General features: G+C 61.0%; 16 protein-coding genes. 12 read left to right on the top strand and 4 right to left on the bottom strand.

Going from position 1 to position 20,966, the window contains the following annotated elements; genetic code table 11:
- Positions 1-180: 180 nt before the first annotated feature.
- The 7 genes from INT29_RS00920 (at position 181) to INT29_RS00950 (ending at position 10,294) form a co-directional block, all read left to right on the top strand.
- The gene (locus tag INT29_RS00920) at positions 181-2,184 is read left to right on the top strand and encodes an HNH endonuclease signature motif containing protein (RefSeq protein ID WP_193070461.1); all 2,004 of its coding nucleotides are present in this window, start codon (positions 181-183) and stop codon (positions 2,182-2,184) included.
- Between the two features lie 131 nt (positions 2,185-2,315).
- A complete protein-coding gene (ruvA, locus tag INT29_RS00925) occupies positions 2,316-2,912 on the top strand; it encodes a Holliday junction branch migration protein RuvA (RefSeq protein WP_257930066.1) in 597 nt (198 codons plus the stop codon).
- A 35-nt stretch (positions 2,913-2,947) separates the two neighbouring features.
- The gene (gene ruvB, locus INT29_RS00930) at positions 2,948-3,991 is read left to right on the top strand and encodes a Holliday junction branch migration DNA helicase RuvB (RefSeq protein WP_193070588.1); all 1,044 of its coding nucleotides are present in this window, start codon (positions 2,948-2,950) and stop codon (positions 3,989-3,991) included.
- 81 nt (positions 3,992-4,072) lie between these two features.
- Positions 4,073-4,630 (top strand): preprotein translocase subunit YajC, encoded by a 558-nt coding sequence (locus tag INT29_RS00935; protein ID WP_257930065.1) that lies wholly within the window; start codon positions 4,073-4,075, stop codon positions 4,628-4,630.
- A 33-nt stretch (positions 4,631-4,663) separates the two neighbouring features.
- Entirely contained in the window at positions 4,664-6,967 is a 2,304-nt protein-coding gene (gene secD, locus INT29_RS00940) for a protein translocase subunit SecD (RefSeq protein WP_319020810.1), read from the top strand.
- Positions 6,964-7,980: a protein translocase subunit SecF gene (gene secF, locus INT29_RS00945; protein WP_193070462.1), complete on the top strand. Its 1,017-nt coding sequence runs from the start codon at positions 6,964-6,966 to the stop codon at positions 7,978-7,980. Before secD ends, secF begins: the two co-directional genes overlap by 4 nt.
- A 16-nt stretch (positions 7,981-7,996) precedes the next feature.
- Positions 7,997-10,294, top strand: a complete 2,298-nt coding sequence (locus tag INT29_RS00950; protein WP_193070463.1) for a RelA/SpoT family protein — start codon at positions 7,997-7,999, stop codon at positions 10,292-10,294.
- Positions 10,295-10,322: 28 nt separating this feature from the next.
- Here INT29_RS00950 and INT29_RS00955 read toward each other — a convergent pair whose 3' ends face one another.
- The gene (locus INT29_RS00955) at positions 10,323-10,883 is read right to left on the bottom strand and encodes a hypothetical protein (RefSeq protein ID WP_226830493.1); all 561 of its coding nucleotides are present in this window, start codon (positions 10,881-10,883) and stop codon (positions 10,323-10,325) included.
- Positions 10,884-10,979: 96 nt separating this feature from the next.
- Entirely contained in the window at positions 10,980-12,332 is a 1,353-nt protein-coding gene (locus INT29_RS00960) for a DUF349 domain-containing protein (RefSeq protein WP_193070464.1), read from the bottom strand.
- A gap of 119 nt (positions 12,333-12,451) precedes the next feature.
- On the opposite strand from INT29_RS00960, the gene INT29_RS00965 reads away from it, so the two are divergent.
- Both INT29_RS00965 and hisS read left to right on the top strand, forming a co-directional pair.
- Entirely contained in the window at positions 12,452-13,096 is a 645-nt protein-coding gene (locus INT29_RS00965; protein ID WP_193070465.1) for an MBL fold metallo-hydrolase, read from the top strand.
- 85 nt (positions 13,097-13,181) lie between these two features.
- Positions 13,182-14,516 (top strand): histidine--tRNA ligase, encoded by a 1,335-nt coding sequence (hisS, locus tag INT29_RS00970; protein ID WP_193070466.1) that lies wholly within the window; start codon positions 13,182-13,184, stop codon positions 14,514-14,516.
- Between the two features lie 53 nt (positions 14,517-14,569).
- On the opposite strand, the gene INT29_RS00975 is transcribed toward hisS, so the two are convergent.
- Positions 14,570-14,944: an ArsR/SmtB family transcription factor gene (locus tag INT29_RS00975; RefSeq protein ID WP_193070467.1), complete on the bottom strand. Its 375-nt coding sequence runs from the start codon at positions 14,942-14,944 to the stop codon at positions 14,570-14,572.
- 119 nt (positions 14,945-15,063) lie between these two features.
- Between INT29_RS00975 and aspS the strand changes: the two genes are divergently transcribed.
- The 3 genes from aspS to INT29_RS00990 all read left to right on the top strand — a co-directional run bounded on the left by aspS (position 15,064) and on the right by INT29_RS00990 (position 20,115).
- Positions 15,064-16,848 (top strand): aspartate--tRNA ligase, encoded by a 1,785-nt coding sequence (aspS, locus tag INT29_RS00980; protein WP_193070468.1) that lies wholly within the window; start codon positions 15,064-15,066, stop codon positions 16,846-16,848.
- On the top strand, positions 16,848-18,383 hold the full coding sequence (locus INT29_RS00985) for a replication-associated recombination protein A (RefSeq protein WP_193070469.1): 1,536 nt from the start codon (positions 16,848-16,850) through the stop codon (positions 18,381-18,383). The genes aspS and INT29_RS00985 overlap by 1 nt, the downstream gene beginning before the upstream one ends.
- 118 nt (positions 18,384-18,501) lie before the next feature.
- Positions 18,502-20,115, top strand: coding sequence for a cation:proton antiporter (locus INT29_RS00990; RefSeq protein ID WP_193070470.1), 1,614 nt, complete (start codon positions 18,502-18,504; stop codon positions 20,113-20,115).
- Between the two features lie 3 nt (positions 20,116-20,118).
- Here the strand turns inward: INT29_RS00990 and INT29_RS00995 are convergent, their stop codons facing one another.
- Complete coding sequence (locus INT29_RS00995) at positions 20,119-20,691, bottom strand: NUDIX hydrolase (RefSeq protein WP_193070471.1); 573 nt, start codon at positions 20,689-20,691, stop codon at positions 20,119-20,121.
- Positions 20,692-20,966 lie beyond the last annotated feature (275 nt).

The following is a 20,966-nucleotide window of genomic DNA, read 5'->3' on the forward strand; positions in this document are numbered from 1 at the left end:
TGTTCGCAGTTCTATTTGCCCTGGGCAGATACTGATTGGAGGCAGCTGCGATTCGAACATACTAGAAAGGGATAGAAACTATGACCGAAGAATCGAATATAGGTCTGTACAAGTGATGTTGGCGCTATTATAATGAGATTAATCACGCAACAATGTTGTTGACGAACGGACGCACAGGCGATGACTCTCACCCCCGACCAGACGCCAGGAAAGAGCGACAAACGCTCACTTGGTGCTGCTCGGCGGAAACTTGGTGCGAGCCGGCACGGATCTGACGCGGTGGCGGGGGAGTCCGTTGCCGGTCGAAACGAACCATCGGCGGCGCCGGCGACGGGATCAGAGCCGACATCGCTTCGTGAGCAGCTCGAAGCCGCTGGAATGGACCTGACTGGCAACCCCCTGGTGGGGAAGCTCGATTCGATCGCCGCGGTTCCCGTGAGGCCCCTAGAAGACTGTGATGATGAGCAGATTCCTCCCGGCGATTCTGCCGTGGTGGAGGCGCAGCTTGCTTCTCTGGGCGATGCGGAGACATTCGATTCAGATGCTGGCACGCCCACGGACGGCAGCGGCCAATCCACACCTGGAGATGGAAGTGAACCGGCTGCCACGGTTCCTCACCCACTCCTGTCCGAGACCGAATGGCGTGACCTCGACCGACTTGCTCCTGAACTGACCCGCAGCATCAGTGGTCTCACCATTCTCAAAGACGAACTGCTGAGTTTCTCACGCCCTCTGGGGCCCGATCAGGCGATGACAGTTGTCAATGGGATCGAAACCGCCACCCGCATCCTCGAGGCGATGTCGGCCGTTGCACTATCGGTCTACGACCGGTGTGGGACACCCGCCGACTACGGGGCAAAGACGACGAAGGCGCTGGTCCAGAACCGTTTCAACCTGACCGGCTATGAAGCCAACCGACGCACCGAGCTCGCCAAGAATCTTGGCAGCCGCGCATATATGACGGGCCAACCCAGAGAACCCGTCAACCCCATCGTTGCCAAGGCTCTGCACGCTGGAGTGCTTTCGGCAGGTCAGGCGACCACGATCAACGACTGCCTGTCCAAACTGCCGTTCTGGGTATCGGCCGAAACTCGCGACACAGTGGAATCAGACCTCGTGGACAAAGCGCCGCGTGTTCGGGTCTCAGATTTGAAGACGATCTTCGCCGCTATTCTGGACCGTCTCAACCCCGACGGAGAAGAGCCGAAGCTCCCGCCGGATCGTGGGCGCTGCTACGTCAACGTTCGAGCCCGCGATGACGGGACCTGGGTTCTCAGAGGACTGCTGGATCCTGTATCGGGGGGAGTCCTGAGCGGGTTGCTGACTTCGCGCATACTGCCTGGAAGCAGTTCGAAAATCGGGCAGGGTGCGCCGGGACCCGTAGAAGATCTGCAGGAACAAGGCAATGAGCGGGTAACCACGAACGACGAGGATCTCGACGAGCCCGAGTTCGATATCTTCAGAGCAGTTCTGGCCGGAGAAGTCGCGGACGCTCCACTGGCAGATCATCTGCGAAACGAGAAGTCCTCAGTCTTCGGCGTACGCGAAGACGGCACACCGATCGATACGGGTACGGGCCAAGGCACAGTGAGGAACCGAATCTACGAACGCTTCGCAACAATGATCTCCCGCGTCGAAATGGATCGGATAGGCCGTGGTTCACCATTCGCCCTGGTCGTCACAGCGAAAGCCGAAGACATCACGTCCGGAAAAGGACGCGCATCCACCGGCTGCGAAGCCGAATTTCCGCTATCAACGGCAGCCAGCGAAGGCTTGAACGGATCAGTCTTCTTCCACCTGATGTCGGACAAAGCCAAAACGATGGAAATCTCCACCGAAGGCCGATATGCCACGAACAGGCAAGTGGCAATACTGGCGGCCAGAGACCAAGGCTGCACATTCCCCGGATGCGACGCACCGCCGGGATGGTGCGATGCTCACCACATCGTGCCCTGGGCCAATGAAGGCAAAACTGATATAAACAACCTCACATTGGCATGCGGGCTGCACCACCACCTGATCGACAAATCAGACTGGTATGCCCGAATGCTCCACGACGGCCGTCCCGCTTGGATTCCGCCGCCCAGCATCGACGTGGAACGGCGCCCGATCCTGCATTCCAGGTTCGTCGCGCAGGCGATCATCGATGGACTCTCCGGCGGGGAAGGATTCCCGTCCCAATAGTTGGCTGATGATGCCTTCAACGCTGTCTGCAACAGGGCGGTGCCTTGATATCGTCGGTATGTCGAGGCCGGTTCCGGAAGACCAACTGATAGCCTGGATTCGTACAAGTGTTCCCACACGAAAGGCAGGCCGTGATCAGTTTCCTCAGCGGTACGGTCCATCGCATCGCAGCTGACCACCTCGTCATTCTCACCTACGGTGTCGGACGCAAGGTCAACGTCACGCCGGACACCCTTTCAAACACTCGCCATGGTGCGAACATCGAGCTCGTGACCACCCTTGTCGTGCGTGAGGACTCCATGACTCTCTTCGGGTTCGGAACTGAAGACGAGAACCACACCTTCGAAGTGCTGCTGTCGATCTCCGGAATCGGTCCGCGCCTGGCGATGGCGATCCTGTCCGTAATGGGACCGGGAGAACTGGCGGCCGCGATCTCGAACCAGGACGCCAACGCGCTGACTCGAGTCCCAGGCATCGGCAAAAAAGGTGCCTCCCGAATCATCCTCGAGCTCGAAAACAAACTGCCGAAACTCGCCGCATCAGACCCGGGCCCCCAGCTGTCCTTCGGCGGAGCGAACCAGCAGGTCGTGGATGCACTGGTCGGACTTGGCTGGAAAGAGTCCCAAGCCGCTGATGTCGTGCAGGAAGTCGTCAACGATCTTGGCCAGAATGCTGGCACGTCGGAGCTCCTGAAGGCTGCGCTCAAGGTCATGGGTGCCCGGAAGTGACAAGCTCCTACGAGGACGGAAGCACCTCCTATGAAATGGAATTCGGCGATCAGGAGCTGACTGGCGCTGAAGAAGAGCGTTTGGTCTCTGGTCGCGCGGAGACCGCAGAGCGCGATGCAGAAGCTGCGCTTCGTCCCAAGGGACTGCAGGATTTCATCGGCCAACCTCAGGTCCGCGAACAGCTTTCCCTCGTGCTCGATGCCGCGAAAGCACGAAACAGGGCCCCCGACCATGTGCTGCTCTCGGGCCCTCCTGGACTGGGAAAGACCACATTGGCGATGATCATCGCGCATGAGATGCAATCGAGCCTGAGGGTCACCTCAGGGCCGGCAGTTCAGCATGCCGGAGATCTCGCCGCGATCTTGTCGTCTCTGGAAGAAGGCGAAGTTCTATTCATCGACGAAATCCATCGCATGGCTCGTGCCGCAGAAGAGATGCTCTATGTTGCGATGGAGGACTTCCGCGTCGACGTCATCGTCGGCAAGGGCCCCGGCGCCACAGCAATTCCCCTCGACCTGCCGCAATTCACCATGGTCGGAGCCACGACCCGCTCTGGCCTGCTCCCCGCGCCGTTGCGTGACCGGTTCGGATTCACGGGACTCCTGGACTTCTACTCCAGCACCGATCTCCTGACCGTGCTGAAACGATCAGCTCACATGCTCGGAATCGAAGCAGATCTCGCAGGTTTGAAAGAAATCTCAACGCGATCTCGCGGCACACCACGTGTCGCCAATCGACTTCTGCGCCGAGTCAGAGATTGGGCGCAGGTGCGCGGAACCGGCATCATCGACGAAGCTGCGGCACTCACCGCACTCAAGGTCTACGAAGTCGACGAGCTGGGCTTGGATCGACTCGACCGTTCCGTGCTGCAGGTGCTGTGCAAGCGTTTCGGCGGGGGACCGGTTGGCCTCGGCACTATCGCTGTTTCCGTCGGAGAAGAGGCCGATACCGTTGAAACCGTCTCGGAACCTTACCTTGTTCGAGAAGGTCTGATCAGTCGAACTCCGCGCGGTCGCGTCGCGACCGCGGCAGCCTGGAAGCACCTTGGGATGCAGATCCCAGCAAACTATGAGTTCTGATCCCGGCAATTGAGTTCGCCTTGAGTACTTAGTACGAACTAAGGTAGTGGACTGGTTCGTTCTTATGAAAGGTAGATACCTGTGGATTTATTGATCCCTCTCGCGCTTGCTGCGCTGCTTATTTTTTTCCTATTCAATTCTCGGCGTAAGCAGAAGGCGCGTGCAGAGCAGATCAAGACGGGACTCGTCCCCGGAGCTACTGTGATGACAACGTTCGGTGTCTTCGGAACCGTTCTGTCCATCGACGAAGAAAACAACCAGGTCACTCTCGAATCTGGCCCCGGCACCGTCCTGCGCGTGCACCGCCAGGCAATCGGTCAGATCAACAACCCTGAAACCGAAGGCGCCGCTGCAGACGGTGCGGTTGCAGGTTCGGCCGACGTTGCCGACGACGCTGAGAGCAGCGATGCTCCGGCAATCACCGACGCGGAACTCGACGCTATGAATGAGCGCAAGCGTGCAGAGGGAACGACCGGCGAGGCAGAGCTTCCAGCAGACGACGTCGTCGACTCTGACGCCGAAGTGATCTCAGACGCCGATGAGCTTAAAGCCGACGACGGTGCGGATGACCTCGGTGAGGCTGATGCTGATGCATCGGACATCGATCCTTCCGATCCTGAGAACAAAAAGAAGAACTGACTTCGCTCACTGCACTCAATCGAAAGCTGAAACGTGTCCGATATTGAAGAAAAGCCACGTCCTGGTTTGCGCTTCGTGTGGCTGTCGATCATTGCTGCACTGCTCCTGGCCATCATTGCCGGCGGTGTCGTGTGGTCCGATGCCACAACAACTCCGAAGCTCGCTCTCGACCTCGAGGGCGGAACCTCGATCATCCTGGAACCCCAGGTTTCGAAGGACACGGACATCAGCAAGGAACAGCTTGACCAGGCTGTGTCGATCATCCGACAGCGCGTGGACTCGACCGGTGTGTCTGAAGCCGAGATCACGACTCAAGGTGACCGCAACATTGTCGTGAACCTGCCGGGCAACCCCGACGAGGAAACACGCAACCTGGTTCGCTCTTCCGCCCAGCTCGTCTTCCGCCGTGTCGCCCTCGTCGGTGACCCCCGTTCCCAGGAGGAAATCCAAAAGGAACAGGAGAAGAGCGGCGGAGACAAGCAGGAGGACCCGTCCAAGGGTCTGTCCGATGAGGAGAAGAAACGCCTCAAAGATCTCACCGGTGGCAGTGGCGAAGACAAAGGAGACGCACCTGCTGGCGGGGGCGAGGTCTCTAAGGCAAGCGGCGATGACGCCAACGCTGGTGGAAAGATTCCTGGCCCAGCCGGCAAGGATGCTGCGAAATCAGGAGAGAACAGCGGGGACAAGGCGGCCGAGAAGAACGGGTCCGGAGACAGCGAAGATACGAAGGTCACCGACTCGACTCCACGTCCTCTCTTCGACCCTGAGAAGGACACCGACAAGTGGCAGACTGACGCCATCATCAAGAAGTACACAGAGCTCGACTGCACCGATCCGAAGAATCGCACCGGTGGTCAGCAGCAGGCGTCGGATAAACCAGTCGTCGCCTGCGCCAAGGACGGAAAGTCCAAGTACATTCTGGGTCCGGTCGAACTTTCGGGAGACCATCTCGCAGATGCCAGCTTCGGCTACAAGGCGGGTGCCAACGGAACACAGACGAACCAGCCGGCTGTGAACCTCAAGTTCGACTCCACCGGACGGGAGATCTTCAAACAGATCACCTCCGACATCACCGGCAAGCAGCAGCCGTACAACCAGTTCGCCATCGAGCTTGACGGGAACGTGCTTTCGGCACCGTCTTCAGATGCAGCGATCACCGACGGAAACGCAGAGATCTCGGGTAGCTTCACCCTCGACTCGGCACAGACCTTGGCCGACCAGCTCAAGAACGGCTCGCTGCCTTTGAGCTTCCAGGTCCAGAGCGAGGACCAGATCTCGCCGACTCTGGGTTCGAACTACCTGAAGATCGGTCTGTTGACCGGCTTGCTCGGACTCATCCTCGTTGTCGTCTACTCGCTGCTGCAGTACCGGGTCCTCGGGCTCGTGACCGTATCCAGTCTTGTGGTTGTCGGTGTCGTCACCTATCTGCTGTTGTTGTTGGCCTCGTGGCGTTACGGCTATCGCCTGTCATTGGCAGGTCTCGCAGGTATCATCATCGGCATCGGCATGGCAGCCGACTCGTTCATCGTCTACTTCGAACGCGTCAGAGACGAGCTGCGCAGCGGACGAGTCCTTCTGTCCGCTGTCGAGGTCGGCTGGGATCGCGCCAAACGAACGATCTATGCCTCGAAGGCGGTCAACATGTTGGCCGCAGTCATCCTCTACATCCTGGCCGTCGGCTCGGTCCGTGGATTTGCGTTTACCTTCGGTATGGCCGTGATCGTCGATGTGGTTGTTGTCTTCCTGTTCACGCACCCGATGCTCCAGCTGTTGGCGCGCACCAAGTTCTTCGGTGAAGGTCATCCGATGTCAGGTATGGATCCACGCCTGCTCGGCGTCAGTCCTGCTTCGTACCGCGGTGCACTCAACCTGAGTAAAGACAGCGAGATGTCGCCCGAGGCGCGACGTCGGGCGAAGGCTCGAGCACGTAAGGCTGGAATCTCATCGACAGACGAAGCCGATTCGTCGAGGGCGGATTCCGCCACTTCAGCGACGAATGCGAAGAACGAGGTGGGCGCGACGGCTGAATCCAGCACTGTCTCCAAGACGAAAACGTCGACGAAGAAGAAACGCGGAACTTCGCCGAACGACGACGTTGCCGAGACAGTTGCGTCCGAGGACCGCGAGGTCTCCGTTGAGAGGTCCGATCAAGAAGATGTGACCGCAACCGGGTCGTCTTCGAAGTCCGAGAAGCCGACTAAGAAGAACGGGTCGAAGGGCAAAATCTCGACTTCAACGAAGGCGGGCGCAACCGGCGGTTCAATCGCCGAGCGGAAGGCAGCCGCGAAGAAGGCTGCCGAAGAATCTGCCGACAAGGGCGAGGAGGCAGACAAATGAAAAGGTTCTTTGCCTGGGGCAATAGGCTCCACAACGGTGAAACGTCGATTCCCTTCGTAGGGAAGGCCAAGTTGTGGCTGACGATCGCCGGAATCGCAGTCCTCCTGTCTGTGCTGGTCCCGCTCGTCGCTGGGTTCAATTTCGGAATCGCGTTCAAGGGCGGGTCGCAGTTCCAAGTCGATCACGTCACGGATACCTCGGCGCCTAAAGGCGAGGGCATAGTCAACGATGTCGTCTCCGGATCGGAGCCACGCCTGACTCCGACAAGCGACACTGGGGTGCAGATCGAGACGAGTCAGCTCTCCGACCCAGAGATGCAGGAAGTTCGCGATGCCCTCGTAAAGGGCTATGACGTGAAGGTCGAAGACGTCACCTCGACATTCGTCGGCCCTGAATGGGGCAAGGACGTGACAGGAAAGATGGTCCGCGCCCTGGTCATCTTCGTGGCGATCGCGATGATCGTCATGGCTCTGTACTTCCGGACTTGGAAGATGTCGCTGGCGGCGATCGTCGGGCTGGTCGTGGTCATGATCGTGACCATGGGCATCTACTCCGTGACCGGAATCGAGGTCACACCAGAGGCGGTCATCGGCTTCCTCACGGTGCTGAGTTTCTCGCTCTACGACACAGTGGTGGTGTTCGACAAGATCAGGGAGAACACCACACGGTTCAAGGACAAACGAACTCTAAAGTTCTCTGAACTGGTGAATCTTGGTGTCAACCAGACGACTGTGCGCTCGATCAATACGACCGTGGTCTCGGTACTGCCTGTCGCATCGATTCTGTTCATCGGCGTCATCGCGCTGAAGGCTGGAACATTGGTTGACATCTCGCTGTCGCTGTTCATCGGAATGATTGTGGCCGCGACCTCGACGTTGTTCGTCGCCAGCCCTCTTTATGCTCTCCTGCGGGCGAATGAACCCGCGGTCAGGAAGCAGGAAGAGGCCGTGCGTGAACTACGATTGAAGAATGGGACAGAAGATGTTCCACCGGTGATTCACGCCGAGGTTTGATCAGAAAGGGGATGTCATGGCTTCTTCCGCCGATTCGCGCCGTCCGCGAGGCATCTCCCGCTTAGCTTGGTGGGCAGCCAGGGCACAGAACAACCCTGGCTACCCACGAGTTCTGGGCCCGATGATCAGGGCGCTGCAGTCCAACCACCCGAAGGCCGACATCGACCTGGTGGTGCGGGCCTACAAGATCGCCGAACAGGCTCATCGGGGGCAGACCCGCAGGTCCGGCGACGACTACATCACGCACCCCGTGGCCGTGGCCACCATCCTGGCTGAGATCGGCATGTTGCCGGTCACCCTCGCCGCCGCTCTGCTCCATGACACGGTCGAGGACACCTCTTACTCCCTGAAGGAGCTGACAGAGGAGTTCGGTCCCGAAGTCGCAGCAATGGTCGACGGGGTGACCAAACTCGACAAACTCACCTACGGTCAGGCCGCCCAGTCTGAGACCGTGCGCAAGATGATCGTGGCGATGGCCAAGGACATCCGTGTCCTCGTCATCAAACTTGCCGATCGACTCCACAACGCCCGCACCTGGCGTTTCGTGCCTGCTTCCTCGAGTACTAAGAAGGCACGCGAGACGCTTGAGATCTATGCCCCTTTGGCTCACCGCCTGGGTATGAACACGATCAAGTGGGAACTTGAGGACCTGTCCTTCCAGGTTCTGCACCCCAAGGTCTATGACGAAGTGGTGCGTCTCGTTGCTGACAGGGCACCCGAACGTGAGAAATACCTGGCCACGGTCTCCAACGAACTCCAATCGGAGCTCGTGCAATCCAACATCGAAGCAGCGATCACGGGTCGGCCGAAGCACTATTACTCGATCTATCAGAAGATGGTCGTCCGCGGGCACGAATTCGCCGACATCTACGACCTCGTAGGTGTCCGCGTCCTCGTTGAAACGGTCCGCGAATGCTACGCGACGCTGGGCATCGTCCATGCTCGTTGGAATCCTGTTCCCGGGCGGTTCAAGGACTACATCGCGATGCCGAAGTACAACATGTACCAGAGCCTGCACACGACAGTGATCGGTCCCAACGGGAAGCCTGTCGAGATCCAGATTCGCACCCATGAAATGGATCGGCGAGCAGAATTCGGTGTGGCCGCCCACTGGAAGTACAAAGACCGTCGCAATCCCTCTGATGCCGCGACGTCGAATACCGCACGGTCGGTCAAGGTCTCCGATGAAGGCGAAGTCGATGACGCCGCTTGGCTGCGGCAGCTGCTGGAATGGCAGCGCGAGGTCAGCGACCCCGATGAGTTCCTCGACAACCTCCGCTATGAGGTGAATTCCAAGGAGGTCTACGTCTTCACCCCCAAGGGAGATGTGATGAGCCTGCCCGCAGGAGCGACCCCTGTCGACTTCTCATACGCGGTTCACACCGAGGTCGGGCACAAGACAATGGGCGCCCGAGTCAACGGCCGTCTCGTCGCGCTCGACACCGAGCTGAAGAACGGTGACTCGGTCGAGGTCTTCACCTCCAAAGATGAGAACGCGGGCCCCAGCCGCGACTGGCTCGGCTTCGTCAAGAGTCCCCGCGCACGCAGCAAGATCCGTCAGTGGTTCTCGAAAGAACGCCGGGAAGAAGCGATCGAGAACGGTCGCGAACAGCTGGCGCGAGCAATGCGTCGCCACACACTCGCAGCTAAGACGCTGATGAGCCAAGAAGCACTGCAGGTCGTCGCCACAGAACTTCGCCTACCCGACGTCACCGCCCTCTACGCCGCGATCGGCAATGGAGTGAGCTCAGCTGCCCACGTCGTCGACCTGCTGGCAAAGGAGGTCGGAGACGACGCCGATGAAGCCGTTCTGCCGCCTGCGCCGCGTAATCGCACCGGCCAGTCCTCGGGCCACCATTCCTCATCTGGGGGAGTGACCGTCAGAGGCGTCGACGATGTTCTGGTGAAACTGGCCCGTTGCTGCACTCCGGTGCCGGGTGATGAGATCCTTGGCTTCGTCACCCGCGGTTCGGGAGTCTCCGTACACCGGGTGGACTGTCCCAATATCGGGTCCTTGGAACGCGAACCCGAGCGGATGGTCGATGTTTCCTGGGGCGAGAAGACCAGCGGCATCTACCTTGTTCAAATTCAGGTGGAGGCACTTGACCGTTCCGGTCTGCTCTCTGACATCACGAAGGTTCTCACCGAGACCCACGTCAACATCCTGTCTGCCACTGTGGCCACTTCCCGTGCCCGAGTGGCTCAGTCGAAGTTCGTCTTCGAGATGAGCGATGCCAGCCACCTCGACACCGTGCTCTCAGCAGTTCGCAAGGTCGAAGGGGTCTTCGACGTCTACCGCATCGCTGGAGGCTGATCGCATCCGGGCGTGGATGTACACAGGATCAGCGTCTGTCACCATCTGATGCGGCACAGGTCCGCTCGAACACGGTCCGCATGAGGGCGACATAAGGCCTGCGCGACATCTCCGCCAAATACAGTCGGAACCGTTGCCTCGCCCGTCCGGGAAGTTCGTCGATGAGGTTCTTCACGGTCTGAGCCGAGCGGTCATCGGGGCTGCGCAGATGTGGCAGCAGCAGATCGTAGAGCGTCCTATCCTCCGTGGTGATGGGCAGACCGTTGATCAGTTCCCACTCGTCTCGCGCAATCGTAAGCTCGTGGACGACGACGTCGCTGCCATCGACATAACGCCGCCTTGGATAGGTGATGAACGTCAGCGGACGCGGAGCCCGCCCCAGACCACTGTGGACCCACCATGCGATGTCATGGGAGAGGACAAGTCGTGGCGGGATCTGCGCATGCAATGCAGCCATCCGGTCCTCTGAGCTGAGCACAGCACCCTTGCGCACCCAGGTGGACTCGGTCAGTCGAGTCAGCAGACCATCAAGGGTCAGCTCGGTGAGGTGCTCATAGCTGTAATCGCGCAGATGAAACATCGCCTCCATACAGACACTATTGCGCTGTATGGAGGCGTGTTCAAGACCGAAGAGGCGATCTGTGGATAAACTTCGACTCGTGTTCGCCAGGCTGTGGAAGAAGCGTCAGCCCAGCTCGGCAGCTGTCTGAGCCAGCTGATCGCGCCAGGCCCGACGTGCGTCGAGAGCCGACTGTGCCTCAGCGACAGCCTTCTCATCGCCACCGGACTTCGCCTTTTCGTACTTCTGCTCCAACTCAGCGATCGAATCGTCGAGCTGGCTCAGCGCACCGGACGTTCGTGCCTTGGTCTCTGGGTTGCTGCGCTTCCATTCGGCATTCTCTGCGTCGGAGAGGGCACGTTCGACGTCACGCAGTCCGTTCTCCATGCGAGAGACATCGGCTCGCGGCACCTTGCCAGCGGATTCCCACTCGTCCTGGATGACGCGCAGTTCCTTCTTCGCCACACCGATATCGCCGATCGGCAACAGACCCTGCGCCCTGGCCAGGATTGCTTCTTTGACTTCCAGATTGCCCTTGTACTCTTCGTCGACGGCAGCATTCTCTGCGTCGCGAGCGGCGAAGAAGACGTCCTGGGCGGCACGGAAGCGCGCCCACAGGGCGTCATCGTCCTTGCGGGAGGCACGTGGAGCCTTCTTCCACTGGTTCATCAGGTCTTTGTACTTCTGAGATACGTTTCGGAAGTCAGTGGAACCAGACAGTGACTCCGCCTCGACGACAAGCTTTTCCTTGATTCGCTTGCCCTCGGAGTTCTGCTTGTCGAGCTCTGCGAAGAATTCCTTGCGCTTGTGTTCGAACGTGTTCCGAGCCTGTGAGAAACGGCCCCACAGTTCCTGGTCCACAGCACGCGGCAGCCTGGGACCGCTGCGCTGCATGTCCTTCCACTGACCGAAGAGCTCACGCAGACGTGCCCCTGACTGCTTCCACTGGATCTTCGCGGGATCACGCTTGGCCAATGATTCGGCCTCGGCGACGATCTCTTCGCGTTCCTGCGCGGCCTCTAGCTTTGCTGCCTCTGCACGAGCAGCCTGCTTCGACTCGGTGGCCTCAGCATCCGAGACCAGGGTATCCAAGGTGGCAGACAGGCCCTTGAGATCACCGACGACATTGGCCTCTGGCAGTGTCTCCTGCAGGGTCTTCGCGGCAGAGACGACCTCGCGGCCCGGGGCTCCGGCGGACAGGCGGTTGCGGAGAAGCGCTGCGTTCTCCACGAGTTCGACGTACTTCTTAGCGAAGTATTCCAAGGCTTCTTCGGGAGTGGCATCGGGATACTGCCCGACCGCCCGCTCGCCGTCGGCAGTGACGACGAAGACATTGCCCTCCTGGTCAGCGCGACCGTGCTCGATTGCGCGCCGGACTTCGGCATCATGATCAACGGTTGTCCCGGTCACGGTCTGTGCCGCCTGTGGGCGGGGCAGAGAGGACGGGCGCGGGACCGGCTTCGGTGTCGGGGTCGACATGATTCTCACCTTGTTTCCATCGGTCGAACCTGCGGGACTCTGTGCCTGCAGATCACTCGATTTCCTGATTGACGTTATCCCAGCATAACTAAGCCCCAGGCTCTGGATAGACTTTGAGCATGGATGTATTTGTTACCCGTGCCGAATTTCTCGACGTCAACTGCTACGCCGTGCGTGCAGAAGACCGTGACGACTGTATTCTCATCGACTCAGGATTCGACTGCGCACCCGGCCTTGCCGAATTCGTAGACGAGGAGAAACTGGTGCCTCGCGCCATCTTCCTCACCCACGGTCACCCCGACCACATCCTCGGACTGACCAACGTGCTGGCCCGCTGGAATGTGCCCGTCTACCTGGGCGAGACAGACCACTACCGCCTGGACCGGCCCGCCGAAACGCTGAGTCCGCAGTTTGCTCAGATGCTTCAGCCACTTGTCAAGGACTGGTCGGCACCCGAGGTGAACGCTCTCGTCGATGCGCAGACCGTGGAGGTCGCAGGACTGACCATCACCGCTGTGGCAGCACCTGGACACACGGAAGGATCGACTCTCCTGCGAGTGGAAGCCGACGGTGAGGAGATCATCTTCACCGGCGATGTGGTCTTTGCCGGAGCGATCGGCCGGGTCGATCTGCCAGGAGGAGATGCCTCGGCGATGGCAGAATCACTGCAGGCGTTTGCGACACTGCCCGACGTTCCCATCTATCCTGGACACGGTCCAGGATCTCGAGTCGGGCACGAGCTGGCGACGAACCCGTTCTTCTAGGAACGAATCCGTTCAGCTCGGGCAGACCAACCGAGCACAGACAGCACCCGAACCCCATCAGAAGCGACGAGCACCTAGGAGAATAATGGCGAAGTCAGCCCGACTGTCCGGATTCCCGGAACGACTTCCAGCAGAACGCGTCATCGAGAAGTCGATCATCGACGTCCTCGACCACACCTTCGCGCTGCATGGATACTCGGCACTCAACCACCGTGCAGTCGAGCCGATCAGCCAGCTGGCAAAGGACGGAGAGATCGACAAGGAGATCTTCGCCGTGAGCCGGCTGCACTCCGATGGCAGCGAGCGCAATCCACTGGGTCTGCACTTCGACCTCACGGTGCCGTTGGCACGGTACATCGCAGATAACGCGAACGAACTCTCCTTCCCGTTCAAGGCGGCCCGAATCCAGCCGGTATGGCGTGGTGAACGCCCTCAGCAGGGCAGGTACCGCGAGTTCATCCAGGCAGATATCGACGTCATCGCCGAGGCGGAGCTGCCCGGCCACTTCGAAGTCGAGATTCCGCTTGCCGTCGCCGATGCCTTCAGCCGGCTGGCGCCGCTGGGCGTGCCAGGAGTCAAGATCGTCGTCAACGATCGCAGGCTCCTCGAAGGGTTCGCTCGTGGCATCGGTCTGACGAACATCCAGGCTGTCCTGCGCTGCCTCGACAAGTACGACAAGATCGGCCCCGCCGAGGTGGGTAAGCTGTTGGCCGCCGAAGCCGATGCGAACGAGGAACAGCAGCGACTGTGCCTTGAACTGGCTGCGATCGAATCGGACTCGCCGGACTTCGCAGACGACGTGCGTGCCCTCGGAGTCGAGCACCCGCTGCTCGACGAGGGACTCGACTCTCTGACCACCATGCTCCGCGCCGCCCACGACCGAGCGCCCGGTGTCGTTGTGGCGCAGCTGAAGATCGCGCGCGGACTCGACTACTACACGGGGGCCGTCTATGAAACGCAGCTGATCGGACATGAGGAGCTCGGATCGGTGGCCTCGGGCGGTCGCTACGACTCACTCGTGACCGTGGGGAAGAAGAGCTACCCGGGCGTCGGCATGTCGATCGGCGTTTCACGCCTTATGGCCTTCATCCTCGATGCTGAAAGCGGAATCAAAGCCACACGCGGAACACCCTCGGCCGTAGTCGTTGCCGTGACTGAAGAGGACAAGCGCAGCGAAGCCGATGCGGTGGCCACCGCTCTGCGTGCCCGCGACATCGCCTGTGAGGTCTCACCGAGCGCGGCGAAGTTCGGAAAGCAGATTCGCTACGCCGAACGTCGAGGGATCCCCTTCGTCTGGTTCACCGATGGTGAGAGTGGTCACGAAATCAAGGACATCCGCTCCGGCGAGCAGGCCTCGGCAGACCCGGCGACTTGGGAGCCTGTCGACGCTGACCGCAGGCCCCGGGTATATCGGGAATGACGTCTGGCGGGCTGGCGATCACCTGTGCTGACGTGTGCTGAGTCTGCCCTGTTTCAGGAATCGCTCACGGGCGGGTCGGGAGCCAGCGATCCGTCCGGGGCGATGTGATCGAAGATCTCACGCACCATCGAGACCACATGTGGGTCATCGACGGTGTAGAAGATCCGACGTCCGTCTCGACGAGACGAGATCAGGCCCGCCAATCTCATCTTCGCCAGATGCTGACTCACGGTGGGCACGGCCGCACCGATCGCCTCGGCGAGGGAAGAGACATCGAGTTCCTGGTTGACCAGGCTCCACACCAGACGCAATCGCGTCCCGGACGCGAGCATGCGAAACGTCTCGGCTGCGACCTCGACCTGCGCCGAGGTGGGGTCAGTTCCCACGTCCGAGTCGAGTCCCTCCGTGCCTGTACCACCAGTGCTCATGTCATCCTCTTTCTCGTGCCCCTCAGCGGATGGCCTGCAGTGGGCCGTGCCAGCAATCATGCGGCGAGGCACTATCATTGTTCACGCGCTGCCACATAAACATCGTAAAGGAGCCCTAGGTGCTGCGAAGCCATGAAACCGGAAGCCTGCGAGCCTCACACGCAGGACAGACCGTCACCCTCTCCGGGTGGGTCGACCGCCGTCGCGATCACGGAGGTGTCGCCTTCATCGATCTGCGTGACGCATCGGGGATCGTCCAGGTCGTCGTCCGTGAGGACGATGCACACGCACTGCGCAACGAGACCGTCGTCAAGGTCACCGGTACCGTGTCCCTGCGTCCCGAGGGCAACACCAACGCCAACCTGCCTACAGGTGACGTCGAGGTCATCGACACGAACGTCGAGATCCTCAGCCTTGCTGAGGCTCTGCCGTTCCAGGTCTCCGACCACGCCGAAGATGCCGGCATCGTTGGTGAGGAGACTCGCCTGCGCTACCGCTACCTCGACCTGCGCCGGTCCGGTCCAGCCGCCACGATGCGTCTGCGCTCGGCCGCGAACAAGGCAGCCCGCACGGTCCTCGATGAGCAGGACTTCCTCGAGATCGAGACCCCGACCCTGACCCGGTCCACACCTGAGGGCGCGCGTGACTTCCTGGTTCCCGCACGTCTGCAACCCGGCTCCTGGTACGCCCTGCCGCAGTCACCGCAGCTGTTCAAGCAGCTCCTGCAGGTGGCCGGCATGGAACGCTACTACCAGCTGGCTCGCTGCTACCGCGACGAGGACTTCCGTGCCGACCGGCAGCCGGAGTTCACCCAACTCGACATCGAAGCCTCTTTCGTCGAGCAGGAGGACATCATCGCTCTGGCGGAGAAGATCCTCGTTGCTCTGTGGAAGCTCATCGGTCACGAGATCACGACGCCGATCCCACACATCACCTACGCCGATGCGATGGAGAAGTACGGCAGCGACAAGCCCGATCTGCGCTTCGAACTCGAACTGCACAATCTCACGGACTTCTTCTCGGAGACTCCGTTCCGGGTCTTCCAGTCCGAGTACGTCGGCTCCGTCGTCTACCCCGGCGGAGGCACCCTGCCCCGCCGTCAGCTCGACGGCTGGCAGGACTGGGCAAAGCAGCGCGGCGCTAAGGGCCTGGCCTACGTCCTCGTGGGCGAAGACGGAACCCTGACCGGTCCTGTGGCCAAGAACATCTCCGATGAGGAGAAGGCCGGCCTCGTCGAGGCTGCCGGAGCCAACCCCGGTGACGCGATCTTCTTCGCCGCCGGTGACCCTGCGAGCTCGCGTTCACTCCTAGGTGCGGCCCGCAACGAGATCGCCGAACGCACCGGACTCATCAAGGAAGGTGACTGGGCCTTCGTGTGGGTCGTCGACGCACCTCTCTTCGAATCCGCAGCCGCGGCACAGGCAGCAGGCGACGTCGCCGTCGGCGAGGGATCGTGGACCGCAGTCCACCACGCCTTCACCGCTCCGAAGCCCGAATTCCTCGAGACTCTGGAATCCGATCCCGGCGCAGCCCTGGCCTACGCCTATGACATCGTCTGCAACGGCAACGAGATCGGCGGCGGTTCGATCCGTATCCACCGCAAGGATGTTCAGGAACGCGTGTTCAAGATCATGGGCATCTCGGAAGAGGACGCTCAGGAGAAGTTCGGCTTCCTCCTCGAAGCCTTCAAATTCGGCGCACCACCACACGGAGGCATCGCCTTCGGTTGGGACCGCATCGTGTCCCTGCTCGCCGGGGTCGACTCGATCCGTGAAGTCATCGCCTTCCCGAAGACCGGTGCCGGATACGATCCGCTCACCCAGGCTCCCGCGCCGATCACCGACACACAGCGTGCAGAGGCCGGCGTGGACTTCGAAGCGGAAGACGACGACGCTGAGGCCTGATGACCGACGGCCCTGACCTCTTCTCCTCCGACAGCCCGGGCCAGGGATCTCCTGGTCCGGGCGTCGGTGGTTCCTCCGTCGGTTCGGGGCGTGCCCTCGATCCGTTAGCGGTGCGGATGCGTCCGCGCACCATCTCCGAGGTGGTCGGCCAAGATCATCTGACATTCCCCGGCTCGCCTCTCGTCCAGCTCGTCGAAGCCAGCGGGGGAGACCGGGCAGGAGCCTCATCGGTGATCCTGTGGGGTCCTCCCGGCGTCGGCAAAACCACCCTGGCCCACGTCATCTCCCACGCACCGGGCCGCACCTTCGTCGAACTCTCCGCGATCACCGCCGGCGTCAAGGACGTGCGCCAGGTGATCGAGAACGCCAGGCGTGAGCGCGACATGTATCAGCGCACGACTGTGCTGTTCCTCGACGAGATCCACCGGTTCTCAAAGGCGCAGCAAGACGCGCTGCTGCCGGCAGTGGAGAACCGCCTCGTCGTTCTCGTCGCCGCGACGACCGAGAACCCGTCCTTCTCCGTCATCTCCCCGTTGCTGTCCCGCTCGCTGCTGCTGACGTTGCGTCCACTCGACGATGCCGCCGTCGCCGATCTCCTCGACCGGGCCATGACCAGCGAACGTGGTCTGGCCGGGCAGTTCGAACTCGCACCGGCCGCGAAGGACTTCATTGTCCGCATCGCCGGTGCCGATGCCCGACGCTCCCTGACGATCCTCGAAGCCGCTGCCGGAATCGCTGCCGCACAGGCGGAATTCGCCGAGGCGGCTGGCGGAGACTCGGCTGATGCTGATGCTGATGCTGATGCTGATGCTGATGCCGATGCCGATGGAGACGCAGACGATGAGGCAGACTCAGAGGTCGAAGGCGAGGACTCGACTGACTCGGACTCCGAGACTCGAGCAATACTCATCACCGAGGCCGCCTGTGCCGAGGCCAGCTCCGAAACGGTGCTGCGCTACGACAAGAACGGCGACCAGCACTATGACGTCGTCTCCGCATTCATCAAATCCATTCGCGGCTCAGACGTCGACGCCGCGTTGCACTACCTGGCTAGGATGATCGTCGCCGGGGAAGATCCCCGGTTCATCGCCCGACGCGTTGTGATATCGGCTGCCGAGGACATCGGGATGGCCGATCCGCAGGCGCTGCCGATCGCGGTGGCGGCATCAACGGCCGTGCAGAACATCGGGATGCCCGAAGGTCGCATCCCCCTGGCCGAGGCGGTCACCTATCTGGCCATGGCGCCGAAGTCGAACGCCAGCTACCGGGCACTGGACGCAGCGATCGCCGACGTCAAGAACGGTTTCTCGGGACAGGTGCCCACGCATCTGCGCGACGCCCATTATCCCGGAGCCAAGGAACTCGGACACGGCGAAGGCTACAAGTACTCCCACGATCATCCTCATGGGGTCGCCGCCCAGGAATACCTGCCCGAAACCCTGCGTGGAAAGCGCTACTATGAACCGACAGGCAATGGCATGGAACGTTCGCTGGGGGAGAGACTCGAGATGCTTCAGCGACTGCTCCGACCCTGATAGCCACGACGGATGTCGTAGCGCCGAGCCGGCTGACACGGTAGTTTTGTTCACAAGATGAACACGTGCCGCCGCCGCTGTCGGTGAGTTGGTGCCAAAGAGGCCGAGGGGGGTCGACGTGGAGGACATCATCGTCACCATCGCGGCGGCCCTCGCGCTGGGACTGGTGGCGCGTGAACTGCGCATCCCACCATTGGTGGGCTTCCTCGGCGCAGGTTTCCTGCTTCACTTCCTCGGTGTCACAGCATTCGACGGGCTCGAGCAGGTCTCCGACCTAGGCGTGGTCCTGCTCCTCTTCACCATCGGACTCAAATTCGATCTGCGATCTCTCCTGCAGCCCGAGGCCTACGGTACTGCCGCGCTCCACATGATCTCCAGTGTCTTCGTCGGAGCGGGCACGATCGGGCTCGCCGCGGTCGTGGGTGTCGTGTCACTCGATGGCGGGCTGGGCACGATCGGTCTGCTCGGCTTCGCACTGTCGTTCTCCTCAACGGTTCTCGTCGTCAAGGTCCTCGAGGATCGCTCCGACGACGGGTCTTACTACGGTCAGATCGCCATTGCGATTCTCGTCATCCAAGACATCGCTGCGGTCGCCTTCATCACTGTTGCGGGAGAGGAGCCACCGAGCCCGTGGGCCTTCGCCCTCGTCCTTGTCGTTCCCGCCGCTTGGGTTCTGCGTCGCGTCCTCGACCGAGTCGGCCGTGGCGAGCTGCTCGTCCTCTTCGGTGTGGTGATGGCGCTGGGGCCGGGATACGTGGGATTCGTGTCCGTGGGCATCCACGGCGACCTCGGTGCCTTGGTGATGGGTCTGCTCTTTGCCAGCCATCCCAGATCCAGCGAATTGTCGAAGTCTTTGTTCAGCGTCAAGGAACTCTTCCTCGTCGCCTTCTTCGTCGTCATCGGACTGCAGGCGATCCCGACCTGGGCCGACCTGCTCATGGCGCTCATCCTCTGCGTGATCCTCATTCCCTTCAACTTCCTCAGCTTCTTTTTGATGGGGCGCCTCTTCGGCCTGCGGAATCGGACCAGCATCCGCACCAGTCTCGCGTTGAGCAACTTCTCCGAATTCGCCCTCATCGTGGTGGCCGTCGGAGCGGCCAACGGAGTGTTCGAGGACAGTTGGCTGACCGTGACCGCCTTGGCCGTCGCCATCGGCATGATCATCTCCTCCCTCGCCAATGCCTACAGCCTGCAGATCGTCGGCCGACTCGATGAGATCCTGCCTGACGAGAACGAATCGAAACTGCGACTGCCGGATCGTCCGATCGACACCGGGTCCGCCGAGGTGGTGGTGCTGGGGATGGGGCGCATCGGTCGCGGCGCCTACGAACGGCTGGTCGACAACGGAGGACTCTCAGTCATCGGTGTCGACAATGACCACCTCGTGGTCGAGGACCTCATCAGCGCGGAATTCAATGTCCTCGAAGGCGACGCCACCGACCATGAGTTCTGGCACCGTCTCGTGGTCGGCGGAAAGGCTCGCATTGTCATCTTGGCCATGGCGATCCACGATTCCAACACCTTCGCGCTCGAACAGTTGCGGATCGCCGGCTTCGACGGGACGATTGCCGCTGTTGTGCAGCGACAGGACCAGGCTGCTCATCTGACTCGGGCAGGGGTTCACACTGTCGTCAACATCTATGGTGGTGCCGGTGCTGAAGTGGCCGACGCTGCGATGGAGCTGCCGTCGAAGCGACGGCCCGATGACGGAGCAGACCACCTCGGTGGGTGATCTTCACGACGTAGTCGGGAGGTACCCCTTCTGCGCGGCGATGAGACGGCTGATGAGGAGTGCAGGATCGATGATCTCACCAGAGACGATCCGCTCGTCGAGTTCAGGCAACGGCATCTCTACTGTCCGCACGACTTCCTGCGGGTCATCGGTGACAGCAGTGCCAGCAACAACGGAACGGCAGAAGTAGAGATGCACGGGTGCTGAGGAGCGTCCCGGGTTCTGATAGAACGTATGCAGATGGGTGAGATCGACCGGACGCAGTCCAGTCTCCTCCTCATATTCCCGTCGCGCAGCGTCGGCAGGATCTTCATCGATGTCCGCGCCGCCACCGGGCAGATCATAGATCCATCGACCCACGGGGTATCTGAATTCTCGGGCCAAGCGAACATGCCCGGCCCCGGTGAGTCCGAAGACAGCGACCCCGCAGGTATAGGACTCGTCCACCTCATAGAGAGTGACCTCGCCATTGGGGAGTCTGACTTCATGTTCGCTGAGAACAGCGTAGCCTCGATGCACGTCTCGTTTCGACAGAAGTGTCCATGTAGGCTCGTCCTCGAACTCGGGTTCTTCCATGTGCGTCATCATAGGCGTCGCCCATGTAAGAGACAGCCACGGATCGTGGAGGATGCGGCCCGGCATCGTGGATGAAACCGGCCGCACGGCTCGGATGAGCCAGCTGGGCAACGTGGATGGATCAACCGCCCGGCTGATCGCTCATGTCCCTGTTCTGTCGCTTTGCGCAGGGGGAATGGAATCCGCTAAAGTGGGTAGCTGTTGTGCCTGCAAGCTAAAGGCGGTCGGTGCGAGCGTCTCTCGACGCTCAATCCCTCTTTCCCATCCTGGGAAAC

Source organism: Brevibacterium sp. FME37, assembly GCF_014897485.1.
Lineage (GTDB): Bacteria > Actinomycetota > Actinomycetes > Actinomycetales > Brevibacteriaceae > Brevibacterium.